We start from the raw sequence: 13706 nt of genomic DNA on the forward strand, positions 1-13706 counted from the left end.
TTTGCAGCCTGCAGGCGCTCCAGGCGAGGAGCCCGTTGCCCGCCGCCACGTCAAGGATCGCCTGGGGCTAATCGCTGGAAAAACGCGAGCCCGTCAACACGCCCAACGATTCACATCGCGACCGGGCTGGAAAGAAAATGCCCGCCCTGCTGACGCAGACGGCGGGCATTGCATTGCCGAGCAACCGGGTCTCAATGCGCGGGATTGGCCTCAGGGCGAGCGGCGATGGCGGCCTGGCTTTCTTCCATGACCTGCTGAATCGCCTTGCGCCGGCGCTCTTCGGCCCGGTGGGCGAAGAACCACACCAGGAAGGTCGCGAAGGACACCGCCAGCAGGATCAGGCTGGCCACGGCGTTGATCGCCGGGGTCACGCCCAGGCGCACCTTGGAAAACACCTCCATCGGCAGCGTCGTGGCACCCGGGCCGGACACGAAACTGGCCAGAACCAGGTCATCCAGGGACAGGGCGAAGGACATCATGCCACCCGCCACCAGCGACGGCGCGATCATCGGGATGGTGATCAGAAAGAACACCTTCCAGGGCCGTGCGCCGAGGTCCATGGCGGCTTCCTCGATGGACAGGTCCAGCTCGCGCAGGCGCGCCGACACCACCACGGCCACGTAGGCCGAGCAGAACGTGGTGTGGGCGATCCAGATGGTCATCATGCCGCGCTCCGCCGGCCAGCCGATCAACTGCGCCATGGCCACGAACAGCAGGAGCAGCGACAGACCGGTGATCACTTCCGGCATCACCAGTGGCGCGGTAACCAGGCCGCCAAACAGCGTACGGCCCTTGAACCGATTGACCCGGGTCAGCACGAACGCCGCCAGCGTGCCCAGGGCAACCGCCGCGATCGCCGTGTAGCAGGCAATCTCCAGCGAGCGCCACACCGCCCCCATCAGTTGTCGGTCATCGAGCAGGCTGACATACCACTTGGTCGACCAGCCGCCCCACACCGTCACCAACCGCGAGGCGTTGAACGAATAGATCACCAGGATGAGCATCGGCAGATAGATGAAGGCGAAGCCGACCCAGAGCATCATCGTGGAGAAACGGAAGTTCTTCATGCCCGGCCCTCCATCTCTTTCGCCTGGTTCTTGTTGAACAGGATGATCGGAATCAACAGCAGCGCCAGCATCACCACCGCCAGGGCGGAAGCCACCGGCCAGTCGCGGTTATTGAAGAATTCCTGCCACAACACCTTACCGATCATCAGGGTTTCCGGGCCACCGAGCAGCTCGGGGATCACGAACTCGCCCACTACCGGAATGAACACCAGCATGCAGCCGGCGATGATGCCGTTCTTGGACAGCGGCACGGTGATCTTCCAGAAGCTGTTGAAATTGCTCGACCCCAGATCCGACGCGGCCTCCAGCAAACTCTGGTCATGCTTCACCAGGTTGGCGAACAGCGGCAGAATCATGAACGGCAGGTACGAATAGACGATGCCGATGTACACCGCCGTGTTGGTGTTGAGGATCTGCAAGGGCGCGTCGATCAGGCCGATGCTCTGCAGGAAGCCGTTGAGCAACCCGTTGTTGCTGAGGATGCCCATCCACGCGTAGACGCGGATCAGGATCGCCGTCCAGGTCGGCATCATCACCAGCAACAGCAGCACCATCTGGGTTTCCTTGTTGGCGCGGGCGATGGCATAGGCCATCGGGTAGCCGATCAACAGGCAGGCGATGGTACTGAAGAAGGCGATCTTCAGCGATCCAAGGTAGGCGGCAAGGTAGAGCGCATCCTCGGTCAGGAAGATGTAGTTGCCCAGGTTCAGGACGATCTGCAGGGTGTTGTCGGCCCAGGTGTAGATTTGCGTATAGGGCGGGATCGCCACATCGGCTTCGGCGAAACTGATCTTCAGGACGATGATGAACGGCAGCAGGAAGAACAGGAACAGCCAGATGAACGGGATGCCGATCACCAGGTGTCGGCCGGTAGGCATGCGCTTGGTCAGGCTGCTCATTTTCATGACTGCAGTACCACGCCGCTGTCGTCTTCCCAGAACACCACCACCGGGTCATCCCAGGTCGGTCGCTTGCCGCGGCGCTCGGCGTTGGCAATGAAGCATTGCACGATCTGCCCGGAGGTCAGCTTGACGTAGTACACCGAATGGCCGCCCAGGTAGGCGATGTCGTGCACGCTGCCATGGCTCCAGTTGTAGTCCGGGTGCTCGTGGTCAGCCGGCAGTTGCGTGGCCATCAGCAGTTTTTCCGGGCGCAGGGCATAGGTGACCTGGGTCTCCTGGGCACGGGTGCTGATGCCATGGCCGATGTAGATCGGCTTGTCGAGCTGCGGGCAGTTGATCACCGCATGGTCGGTGTCATCGTGGACGATTTCGCCATCGAACAGGTTGACGTTGCCGATGAACTCGCAGACCAGGCGGCTGGCCGGCGTTTCGTAGATATCGATGGGGCTGCCGATCTGTGCGATCCAGCCCAGGTGCATGATGGCGATGCGCTGGGCCATGGTCATGGCCTCTTCCTGGTCGTGGGTGACCATCACGCAGGTCACGCCGACGCGCTCGATGATCTCGACCAGCTCGAGCTGCATTTGCGAACGCAGCTTCTTGTCCAGCGCGCCCATCGGCTCATCGAGCAGCAGCAGCTTGGGTTTCTTGGCCAGGGAGCGGGCCAGGGCCACACGCTGACGCTGGCCACCGGAAAGCTGATGGGGCTTGCGCTTGGCGTACTGGCTCATCTGCACCAGCTTGAGCATTTCAGCGACGCGAGCTTCGATTTCTGCCTTGGGCAGCTTGTCCTGCTTGAGGCCGAAGGCGATGTTGTCGGCCACGCTCATGTGCGGGAACAGCGCGTAGGACTGGAACATCATGTTGATCGGCCGCTCGTAGGGCGGGATGTCGGTGATGTCCTGACCATCGAGAAAGATGCGCCCCTCGGTGGGCCGCTCGAACCCGGCAAGCATACGCAACAGGGTCGACTTGCCGGATCCGGAGCCACCGAGCAGGGCGAAGATCTCGCCCTTGTTGATGGTCAGCGACACGTCGTCGACGGCGATGGTCTCGTCGAACTTCTTGGTGACCCGCTCGATCTTGACCAGCACCTCTTTGGGTTGCTGGCTCCCTTCGATGACCTTCTTATAGGTACTGGAAGCAACTGCCATTACCAAACTCCCGCAACAAAAATGGCGCCCGGCAAAGGCCGGGCGCTAATGGGTTCATCTTCCGGACTTGATCTTCGTCCAGCTTCGCGTCATCAGGCGCTGCGCCGTGGGCGGCAGTTCGGCTGAGACGTACAACTTGTCCAGCACGGCCTGTGGTGGATACACCGACTCGTCCTGACGGATGTCCTGGTCCATCAGCTCGCCCGCCTTGGTGTTGGGGTTGGCATAACCGACATAGTCGCTGACCCCGGCGATCACCTGCGGATCGAGCAGGTAGTTGATGAACGCATGGGCCTGTTCGACGTTACCGGCATCCTTGGGGATGGCGAGCATGTCGAACCACAGGTTGGCGCCTTCCTTGGGAATCGCATAGGCGATTTCGACGCCCTTGCCGGCCTCCGCGGCACGGTCTGCGGCCTGTAAAACATCGCCGGAGTAACCGAACGCCACGCAGATGTTGCCGTTGGCCAGATCGCTGATGTATTTCGAGGAGTGGAAGTAGCTCACGTAGGGCCGTACTTCCAGCAGCTTGGCCTCGGCCTTGGCGTAATCATCGCCACTCTGGCTGTTCGGGTCGAGGCCCAGGTAGTTGAGTACCGAGGGAATCATCTCGTCTGCCGAATCCATGAAGGACACGCCACAACTGGCGAGCTTCTTCATGTTCTGTGGTTCGAACAGCACGGCCCAGGAGTCGATCTTGTCGACGCCCAGCACTTCCTTGACCTTGGCGACGTTGTAGCCAATACCGTTGGTACCCCACAGGTAAGGCACCGCGTATTGATTGCCCGGGTCGTTGGCTTCGAGCTGCTTGAGCAGCGCCGGGTCGAGGTTGTTCCAGTTCGGCAGCTTGCTACGGTCGAGCTTCTGAAATGCGCCCGCCTTGATCTGCTTGCCAAGAAAATGGTTGGACGGCACCACCACGTCATAGCCGCTACGGCCAGCGAGCAGTTTGCCTTCCAGGGTTTCGTTGGAGTCGAAGACGTCGTATACCGGCTTGATGCCCGTGGCCTTCTGGAACTCGGCCAGAGTCTCTTCGCCGATGTAGTCGCTCCAGTTGTAGATATGCACGGTGCCGTCCGCATGTGCCAGGGTTGCCAAGCCAACCGATAGCGCGGTCGTTGTCAGGATCTTGCCCAGGGAAAAATGCACAGGTCGTCCTCTTCTTGTGGCTCGTCACCCAGCGGTGACGCATCGCGATTCGAGTGAGCGTCACAGCGCAGCCGCAACGCTCGGCGGACGGCGAGCCGCCCACTGTCCTGCAGAAGCGCCAGCCGCGTTGCCAAGTGGCACCGCGGCTGCGATTCGATCAACGGCCGGACTTGATCTTCGTCCAGCTGCGGGTCATGGCACGCTGGGCAGCCGGCGGCAGATCCGGGAAGGCATATAGCTTGCCCATGGTTTCCTGGGTCGGGTAGATGCCCGGGTCGTTACGAATGGCTTCATCGACCAGCGGCGTGGCCTTGGCGTTACCGTTGGGGAACTGCACTTCGTTGGTGATTTCAGCCATGATTTCCGGCTTCATCAGGAAGTTCATGAAGGCGTAGGCCGACTCGACGTTTTCCGCATCGGCAGGGATGGCCACCATGTCGAAGAAGGTACCTGCGCCTTCCTTCGGAATGTTGTAGGCCACCTTGACCTTGCCACCGGCTTCTTCAGCACGCGACTTGGCCTGGTACACGTCACCCGAATAACCCACGGCCACGCAGAGGTTGCCGTTGGCCAGGTCGGAGATGTATTTGGAGGAGTGGAAGTAGGTCACCGAAGGGCGGATCTTCAGGAACAGCGCTTCGGCTTCCTTCAGCTGTTTCGGGTCGGTGCTGGTCGGCTCATAGCCCAGGTACTGCAGGGCGATCGGCAGAATCTCGGTGGGTGAGTCGAGGAACGACACGCCACAGGCCTTGAGTTTCTCGATGTTTTCCGGTTTGAACAGCAGGTCCCAGGAATCCACCGGGGCGTTTTCGCCCAGCGCGGCCTTGACCTTCTCCGGGTTGAAGCCGATGCCGATCGAACCCCACATGTACGGGAACGCGTACTGGTTGCCCGGGTCGCTCACTTCGACGGTCTTCAGCAGGTTCTTGTCGAGGTTTTCCCAGTTGCTCAGCTTGGACTTGTCCAGCGGCTGATAGATCTTGGCCTTGATGTGCTTGGCCAGGAAGTTGTTCGACGGCACCACGATGTCGTACCCGGATTTGCCGGCGAACAGCTTGGCTTCCAGGGTCTCGTTGGAGTCGAAGACGTCGTAGGTGACCTTGATGCCGGTTTCCTTGGTGAACTTGGCCACGGTGTCTGCGGCGATGTAGTCCGACCAGTTGTAGACATTCAGTACCTTGCCATCAGCCTGCGCCAGACCGGCCATGCTGCCGGCCAGCGTCACGGCCAGCAGAGTCTTGCCGAAAGTCTTGATCATGCGGTTCAGCTCCATGTGTAGTGTTGATTATTCGGGTTGCCACGCGTCGCCGCATGATCCCGTTTTTTGGCCGGCGCAGTCTGGCGATAACTGCCTTTTCACTCAAGCCTCAGGCCAGTAAAGCACGGGCGGTGAGATCCAGGCATGTGCGGGCCTTGTCCACCAGCTCGTCGATTTCCGTCTTGCTGATCACCAGCGGTGGCGACATGATCATGGTGTCGCCGACGGCGCGCATGATCAATCCGTTCTCGAAGCAGTGGCCGCGGCAGATCATACCCACGGCTTTGTCGCTCGGATAACGTTCGCGGGTCTGCTTGTCCTTCACCAGTTCGATGGCGCCCAGCATGCCGACGCCGCGCACCTCACCCACCAAGGGGTGATCCGCCAGTTCACGCAGTCGTTTCTGCAAATACGGTGCCGTTTCCTCTCTGACCCTGTCGATGATCTTTTCTTCGCGCAGAATTCGAATGTTCTCCAGCGCCACGGCGGCGGCCACCGGATGTCCGGAATAGGTGAAGCCGTGGTTGAAATCACCGCCTTCGTTGAGCACCTGGACGATCTCGTCGCGAACCACCAGGCCGCCCATCGGCACGTAACCGGAGGTCAGGCCCTTGGCGATGGTCATCATGTCCGGCGTGTTGCCGTAGTAATCGCTACCGAACCACTCACCGGTACGGCCAAAGCCGCAGATCACCTCATCGGCGACGAAGAGTATCTCGTATTTGGCAAGGATCTCGCGCACCTTCGGCCAGTAGCTGTCCGGCGGGATGATCACGCCACCAGCGCCCTGGATCGGCTCGGCAATGAACGCCGCGACGTGCTCTTCACCCACTTCGAGAATCTTCTTCTCCAGCTCATCGGCCGCCCAGATGCCAAAGGCTTCCGGGGTCATGTCGCCGCCTTCACCGAACCAGTACGGCTGCGCGATGTGCACGATGCCCGGAATCGGCAGGTCGCCCTGCTCGTGCATGCCTTTCATACCGCCAAGGCTGGCACCCGCCACGGTAGAGCCGTGGTAACCGTTCTCGCGAGCGATCACGACCTTCTTGCCGGGCTTGCCCTTGAGCGCCCAGTAATGGCGCACCATCCGCAGCATGGTGTCGTTGCCCTCAGACCCCGAGCCGGTGAACACCACGTGGTTCATGCCGGCCGGAGTGATCTCGGAGAGCGCCTTCGCCAGCTCCAGTACCGGCGGGTGGGCCGTCTGGAAAAACGTGTTGTAGAACGGCAATTCGCGCATCTGCTTGCTGGCCGCTTCGACCAGTTCCTCACGTCCGTAGCCGAGGGCAACGCACCACAGGCCGGCCATGCCATCGAGAATCTTGTGGCCTTCGCTGTCCCACAAATGCACACCCTCACCACGGGTGATGATGCGCGGGCCTTTCTCGGCCAGTTGCTTGAAGTCACTGAAAGGCGCCAGATGATGGTCGCGGCTCATGGCCTGCCATTGCCGGGTCTTCGGATTTTTAACCGTCATGTTCACCTCTTTTATAGACGGGGCCGTGCGGATCGCGCGCCAGCCCCGCGCGTATCAGACCGACAGCAGCAGGAACTCGCGCTCCCACGAACTGATCACCCGCTTGAAATTCTCGTGCTCGGCGCGCTTGACCGCCACGTAACCGCTGACGAACTTGTGGCCCAGGTACTGCTCGACCACCTGGCAGGTCTCCATGCGCTCCAGCGCCGCCTCGAGGGTCAGCGGCAGGCGCAGGTTGCGGCGCTCGTAGCCACGCCCCACCACCGGCGCGCTCGGTTCGATGCCTTCGACCATGCCGATGTAACCGCATAGCAGGCTGGCGGCCAGGGCCAGATACGGGTTGGCGTCGGCGCCGGCCAGACGGTTCTCGACCCGCCGATTCTGCGGCGTGGCATCCGGCACGCGCAGGCCCACGGTGCGGTTCTCCTCGCCCCATTCGACGTTCACCGGCGCCGAGGTATCCGGCAGGAAGCGGCGGAAAGAATTGACGTTGGGGGCGAACAGCGGCAGCAGTTCCGGGATGTATTTTTGCAGGCCGCCGATGTGGTGCATGAACAGCTGGCTCATGGAGCCGTCTTCATTGGAGAAGATGTTCCTGCCCGTGGCCTTGTCGATGATGCTCTGGTGCAGGTGCATGGCACTGCCGGGCTCGTCGGTGATCGGCTTGGCCATGAAGGTCGCCGCCACGTCGTGCTTGAGCGCCGCCTCACGCATGGTGCGCTTGAACACCAGAATCTGGTCGGCCAGGTGCAGCGCCTCGCCGTGACGGAAGTTGATTTCCATCTGCGCCGGGCCTTCTTCGTGGATCAGGGTATCCAGGTCCAGGCCCTGCAGCTCGCACCAGTCGTACATGTCTTCGAACAGCGGGTCGAATTCGTTGGCCGCGTCGATCGAGAAACTCTGCCGGCCGGTTTCCGGGCGCCCGGAGCGGCCCATCGGCGCAACCAGCGGAAAGTCCGGGTCGCTGTTGCGCTTGGTCAGGTAAAACTCCATCTCCGGCGCCACGATGGGCTGCCAGCCCTTGTCGGCGTAGAGCCGCAGCACTTTCTTGAGGATGTTGCGTGGCGACAGTTCGATCGGATTGCCCTGTTTGTCATAGGTGTCGTGGATCACCTGGGCAGTGGGCTCGATGGCCCAGGGCACGATGAACACGGCGTTCTCGTCGGGCCGGCAAATCATGTCGATGTCCGCCGGATCGAGCAGGTCGTAGTAGACATCGTCTTCGACGTAATCGCCGGTAACGGTCTGCAGCAATACGCTTTCCGGCAGACGCATGCCTTTTTCGTCGAGGAATTTATTGGTCGGCGAGATCTTGCCCCGGGCAATGCCCGTCAGGTCGCTGACCAGACATTCGACTTCAGTAATCTTGCGCTCTTTCAGCCAGCTGGAGAGCTGGTCCAATTTGGTACTCATAGAGACCTCAGAGTTTATGAAACCGGCATCCTCGGCCGGCTCGACATGCCCCACACGCTGACCAAATCTGGCTCACGACAGTCGCCAGCGCACGGGATAATTCGGGTTGTCAGGCGGTCCCCGGCGTACACCTCGCCACCCAGGCATGCGCACTGAGCAGCAGATACCCGAGACTGTAACCGACCTTTGTTGCACTCGACAGACCCTGGCGCCTCTGCAAAGCATGGGCCGCTGCTCGCTACAGGCGGTGCGAGGCGCGCGCCCCGCTGCACACGCCGGGTGCGGCAGCGTGGGAGAACGAGCGAGAAATAGAAGGTTGCACGGGCAAAAGCTGACGGGGTGTGCAGATTTTCGAGCGGCTGGGCAGGCTTTTCGTCAGCCTTGGCACGGTGGCAGCGACCGCTGGCGTTGCGCCCCGCGCTTGCTCCCCGGAGGCTGGTCGACGCTGAGCAAGCCGCGAATTGCGCGGCACAGGCACTGTCGCCAGAAAGCGGCATGCTGGTCATGGAGCACCCGTATTGTTCGATTAATGTGGGTTTTCCCGAGCTTAGCCTTGTTCATTTTTTTATACAACATCGCTCGATCGGCTTATTTTCAAACCCATCGTGTCACCCCGGCGGTTCTGAATGCTGCCATCGAAATGCCCTGAAACGCCCTAAAAATGGCCATCGCGCCCATCTTTAGGGCAGCATTCGGCTGTCTTGACAGCCAATAGCGTTTGGGATTGACTCCCGGCGTGTCAGTAATTGATTGATATTTTTAACAACATAGGTGTTGCATCATGTCGGTACCCCCGCGTGCCGTTCAGCTCAATGAAGCGAACGCGTTCCTCAAGGAACATCCTGAGGTTCAGTTCGTCGACCTTCTGATTGCAGATATGAATGGTGTGGTGCGCGGCAAGCGCATCGAACGCGCCAGCCTCCACAAGGTGTATGAAAAGGGCATCAACCTGCCCGCGTCGCTGTTCGCCCTGGACATCAATGGTGCCACCGTGGAAAGCACGGGCCTGGGCCTGGACATCGGTGACGCCGACCGTATCTGCTACCCCATCCCCAATACCCTGTGCAAGGAACCCTGGCAGAAGCGTCCGACCGCGCAACTGCTAATGACCATGCACGAGCTGGACGGCAGCCCCTTCTTTGCCGACCCGCGCGAGGTATTGCGCCAGGTGGTGCAGAAGTTCGACGAACTCGGCCTGACCATCTGCGCGGCCTTCGAACTCGAGTTCTACCTGATCGACCAGGAGAACGTGAATGGCCGCCCGCAGCCGCCCCGCTCGCCGATCTCCGGCAAGCGCCCTCACTCGACCCAGGTCTACCTGATCGACGACCTCGACGAATACGTCGACTGCCTGCAGGACATGCTCGAAGCCGCCAAGGAGCAGGACCTGCCGGCCGACGCCATCGTCAAGGAAAGCGCCCCGGCGCAGTTCGAGGTCAACCTGCATCACACCAAGGATGCCATCAAGGCCTGCGACCACGCATTGCTGCTCAAGCGCCTGATCAAGAACATCGCCTACGACCACGAGATGGACTCCACCTTCATGGCCAAGCCCTACCCGGGCCAGGCGGGCAACGGCCTGCACGTGCACATCTCGCTGCTCGATAAGAAGACCGGCCAGAACATCTTCGCCACCGATGACCCGGAGCAGCACGCGCCGCTGCGCCATGCCATCGCCGGCATCCTGGAAACCATGCCGGCTTCGATGGCCTTCCTGTGCCCGAACGTCAACTCGTACCGCCGCTTCGGCGCGCAGTTCTACGTGCCCAACGCACCGAGCTGGGGCCTGGACAACCGCACCGTGGCGGTACGCGTGCCGACCGGCAGCAGCGATGCGATCCGCATCGAGCACCGCGTCGCCGGCGCCGATGCCAACCCCTACCTGATGATGGCCTCGATCCTCGCCGGCATTCACCACGGCCTGACCAATCAACTGGACCCGGGCGAGCCCATCGAGGGCAACTCCTACGAACAGCTTGAGCAGAGCCTGCCGAACAACCTGCGTGACGCCCTGCGCCAGCTCGACGACAGCGAAGTGATGAACAAGTACATCCGCCCGGAGTACATCGACATCTTCGTGGCCTGCAAGGAAGCCGAGCTGCAGGAGTTCGAGACCACCATCTCCGACCTTGAGTACAACTGGTACCTGCATACCGTGTAATGTGAAAACGCCGACGAAAGTCGGCGTTCACCTCAAGGCCCGCATTGCAGAGCCTGCGAAAAGCTGAAGCTCATTGACCTCAGGACATGGCCCACGCCTAATTCGTACACCCGCCGCCCAGGAAGATTGCAATGATCCGCCCACTGCCCCGACTGGAAGCCCAGCCCAGCAAACAGGCCACATGTGCGAGCAGGTCTGGCAGCGCTATCGTGAAGGCGCCTGAGTGAGCGCCCGCAAACCCCGCGCCAGCAGCCAGGCGCGCATCGAGCAGATTCTTGCCGCGGCCCGCACCCTGCTGGCCGAAGACGGCGTCGGCGCGCTGTCGATCTATACCGTGGCCGAACATGCGGCCATGGCCCCCTCCTCGGTTTACCACTTCTTTCCCAGCGTGCCCGCCCTGCTCCAGGCGCTCACGGCCGATGTGCATGGCGCTTTTCGCGCTTGCCTGGAGGCGCCGCTCGACAACTGCGCGCTGGGCACCTGGCGTGACCTTTCGCGAATCGTCGAGCAACGCATGCTGGCCGTCTACGCCAACGACGCCGCAGCGCGGCAGCTGATCCTCGCCCAGCATGGTCTGAGCGACGTGAGTCAGGCAGATCAGCTGCATGACGCCGAACTCGGTCAGCAGATGCAGACCCTGTTCGACCGCCATTTCCACCTGCCGACGCTACCGGAGGATATCGATGTATTCGCCTTGGCCATGGAGTTGGGAGACCGCGTGTATGCCCGCTCGATCCAGCAGCATGGCTGCATCACCCCGCGTCTGGGCGAAGAAGGCCTGAGGGTGTTCGACGCCTACCTCGGCCTGTATCTGCCGCCCTACTTGCAAAAGCGCATCACACCGTCGCCGTGAGCGGAATATGGCCTATTGAGGACAACGTCTCCCTCGCGCAAAATGCAGATAGTTATTCGCAATATCGTGATAAAACTCGTTTAAATTAATGAAAAATACTTTTAATACAGATTTTTATCGATTAAAAGATGAGTTTCGCCAGGCAATTTACACGCGGCCGCACTAGCACAATCCGCCTGCCGTGATTACCCCCTGGCGAGCCGTGCCCACTGGAGGCCCCTCATGTCCCGTACCGTCACCCTCGCCGTCACCCAGATGGCCTGCTCATGGGACAGCGCCGCAAACATCGCCAACGCCGAAAGGCAGGTACGCGAGGCTGCAGCCAAAGGCGCGCAGATCATTCTGCTGCAGGAGCTGTTCGAAACCCCGTATTTCTGCCAGAAGCCCGACCCGGATCACCTGCAACTGGCCACGCGGGTCGAGGACAATCCGGCGATCGCGCATTTTCAAAAGATCGCCCGGGAGCTGCAGGTAGTGCTGCCGATCAGCTTCTATGAACTGGCAGGGCGGGCACGCTTCAACAGCATCGCGATTATCGACGCCGATGGCAGCAACCTGGGTATCTACCGAAAAAGTCATATCCCGGACGGCCCCGGGTATCACGAAAAGTACTACTTCAATCCCGGCGACACCGGCTTCAAGGTCTGGAAGACCCGCTACGCCAGGATCGGCGCGGGCATCTGCTGGGACCAATGGTTTCCAGAAAGCGCACGCGCCATGGCACTTCTCGGCGCGGAAGTCCTGCTCTACCCGACCGCCATCGGCAGCGAGCCCCACGACGCCAGCATCCTTTCCCGCGATCATTGGCAGCGCGTGCAGCAGGGCCATGCCGGCGCCAACCTGATGCCACTGCTTGCCAGCAATCGCATCGGCACGGAAGAGCAGGACGGCTACAGCATCACGTTTTATGGTTCGTCCTTTATCGCCAACCAGTTTGGTGAAAAGGTCGAAGAGATGGGCGAGGCCGAGGAAGGCCTGCGGGTGCACAGCTTCGATCTCGACAAACTGGAGCAGGTTCGCAGCGCCTGGGGCACCTTCCGCGACCGCCGACCCGACCTCTACACTCCCTTGAAAACCCTGGATGGCACACAGGCTTCCTGACCACCGTCTTTTCTTACCGATTCCGCTATGGAGCACCGCCATGACCACCCTTACCTCGACACCTCGCGCCGACGGCTTCCGCATGCCGGCCGAATGGGAGCCGCATAGCCAGACGTGGATGGTATGGCCAGAGCGGCCGGACAACTGGCGCCTGGGCGGCAAACCTGCCCAACACGCCTTTACGGCCGTAGCCCGCGCCATTGCCGAATTCGAGCCGGTGACGGTGTGCGTATCGGCCGGGCAATACGAGAATGCCTCTGCGCACCTGCAGCATGAACGCATCCGTGTGGTGGAGATGACTACCGACGATGCCTGGGTACGCGACACCGGTCCGACCTTCGTCACCAGCACCAGCGGTGAGCTGCGCGGCGTGGACTGGGGCTTCAACGCCTGGGGCGGCTTCGCAGGCGGCCTGTATTTCCCCTGGCTGCGCGACGACCAGGTAGCCAGGAAGATTCTCGGTCTGGAAAGCTGCGACCGTTACCGCACGGAAGGTTTCGTGCTCGAAGGTGGCTCGATCCACGTCGATGGCGAGGGCACGCTGATCACCACCGAAGAATGCCTGCTCAACCACAACCGCAACCCGCACCTGAGCCGAGAGCAGATCGAGGCCGTACTGGCCGAGCACCTGGCCATCGACACCGTCATCTGGCTGCCGGACGGCCTGTTCAATGACGAGACCGATGGCCACGTCGACAACTTCTGCTGCTACGTCCGCCCCGGCGAAGTGCTGCTGGCCTGGACGGATGACCCGCAAGATCCCAACTATGCGCGATGCCAGGCTGCCTTGCGCGTCCTGGAAAACAGCCGCGACGCCAAGGGCCGTAAGCTCACCGTGCACAAGATGCCGATTCCCGGCCCACTGTATGCGAGCGAAGAGGAATGCGCAGGCGTCGACCGCGTACTCGGCAGCCAGGAGCGCAGCCCGGAGGCACGCCTGGCGGGCTCCTACGTGAACTTTCTGATCGTCAACGGCGGCATTGTCGCGCCGAGTTTCGATGACCCCAGGGATCAGGAAGCCAGAGCCATTCTTGAACGGCTGCTCCCCGAGCACCGGGTAGTGATGGTGCCGGGCCGTGAGATCCTCCTCGGTGGCGGCAATATCCACTGCATCACCCAGCAACAGCCAGCCACAACCGCTGGCTGACAACCCGCCCTGCAGAAAAGCAAA

11 protein-coding genes are annotated in these 13706 nt (G+C 61.3%); 4 read left to right on the top strand and 7 right to left on the bottom strand.

Annotation, left to right across the window (positions count from 1 at the left end):
* Nucleotides 1-191 precede the first annotated feature (191 nt).
* The 7 genes from ACZ0AV_RS12305 to ACZ0AV_RS12335 all read right to left on the bottom strand — a co-directional run bounded on the left by ACZ0AV_RS12305 (nucleotide 192) and on the right by ACZ0AV_RS12335 (nucleotide 8420).
* A complete protein-coding gene (locus ACZ0AV_RS12305; RefSeq protein ID WP_499151286.1) occupies nucleotides 192-1067 on the bottom strand; it encodes an ABC transporter permease subunit in 876 nt (291 codons plus the stop codon).
* Nucleotides 1064-1945 (bottom strand): ABC transporter permease subunit, encoded by an 882-nt coding sequence (locus tag ACZ0AV_RS12310; RefSeq protein ID WP_499153351.1) that lies wholly within the window; start codon nucleotides 1943-1945, stop codon nucleotides 1064-1066. Before ACZ0AV_RS12310 ends, ACZ0AV_RS12305 begins: the two co-directional genes overlap by 4 nt.
* Before the next feature lie 23 nt (nucleotides 1946-1968).
* Nucleotides 1969-3123 carry a polyamine ABC transporter ATP-binding protein gene (gene potA, locus ACZ0AV_RS12315; RefSeq protein ID WP_499151287.1) on the bottom strand — a complete coding sequence of 385 codons (1155 nt, stop codon included), beginning with the start codon at nucleotides 3121-3123 and terminating at the stop codon, nucleotides 1969-1971.
* 54 nt (nucleotides 3124-3177) lie between these two features.
* Complete coding sequence (locus ACZ0AV_RS12320) at nucleotides 3178-4260, bottom strand: polyamine ABC transporter substrate-binding protein (protein WP_499153352.1); 1083 nt, start codon at nucleotides 4258-4260, stop codon at nucleotides 3178-3180.
* Between the two features lie 169 nt (nucleotides 4261-4429).
* Nucleotides 4430-5530, bottom strand: a complete 1101-nt coding sequence (locus tag ACZ0AV_RS12325) for a polyamine ABC transporter substrate-binding protein (protein WP_499151288.1) — start codon at nucleotides 5528-5530, stop codon at nucleotides 4430-4432.
* A gap of 109 nt (nucleotides 5531-5639) precedes the next feature.
* A complete protein-coding gene (locus tag ACZ0AV_RS12330; RefSeq protein WP_499151289.1) occupies nucleotides 5640-7007 on the bottom strand; it encodes an aspartate aminotransferase family protein in 1368 nt (455 codons plus the stop codon).
* 54 nt (nucleotides 7008-7061) lie between these two features.
* Nucleotides 7062-8420: a glutamine synthetase family protein gene (locus ACZ0AV_RS12335; RefSeq protein ID WP_499151290.1), complete on the bottom strand. Its 1359-nt coding sequence runs from the start codon at nucleotides 8418-8420 to the stop codon at nucleotides 7062-7064.
* A 781-nt stretch (nucleotides 8421-9201) separates the two neighbouring features.
* Here ACZ0AV_RS12335 and ACZ0AV_RS12340 point away from each other — a divergent pair.
* The 4 genes from ACZ0AV_RS12340 (at nucleotide 9202) to aguA (ending at nucleotide 13682) form a co-directional block, all read left to right on the top strand.
* Nucleotides 9202-10581 carry a glutamine synthetase family protein gene (locus ACZ0AV_RS12340; RefSeq protein ID WP_499151291.1) on the top strand — a complete coding sequence of 460 codons (1380 nt, stop codon included), beginning with the start codon at nucleotides 9202-9204 and terminating at the stop codon, nucleotides 10579-10581.
* A 223-nt stretch (nucleotides 10582-10804) separates the two neighbouring features.
* Entirely contained in the window at nucleotides 10805-11434 is a 630-nt protein-coding gene (locus ACZ0AV_RS12345) for a TetR/AcrR family transcriptional regulator (RefSeq protein WP_499151292.1), read from the top strand.
* Between the two features lie 222 nt (nucleotides 11435-11656).
* Complete coding sequence (gene aguB, locus ACZ0AV_RS12350; protein WP_499151293.1) at nucleotides 11657-12535, top strand: N-carbamoylputrescine amidase; 879 nt, start codon at nucleotides 11657-11659, stop codon at nucleotides 12533-12535.
* Nucleotides 12536-12575: 40 nt separating this feature from the next.
* Complete coding sequence (aguA, locus tag ACZ0AV_RS12355) at nucleotides 12576-13682, top strand: agmatine deiminase (RefSeq protein ID WP_499151294.1); 1107 nt, start codon at nucleotides 12576-12578, stop codon at nucleotides 13680-13682.
* Nucleotides 13683-13706 lie beyond the last annotated feature (24 nt).

The organism is Pseudomonas sp. AC532 (genome assembly GCF_979258965.1).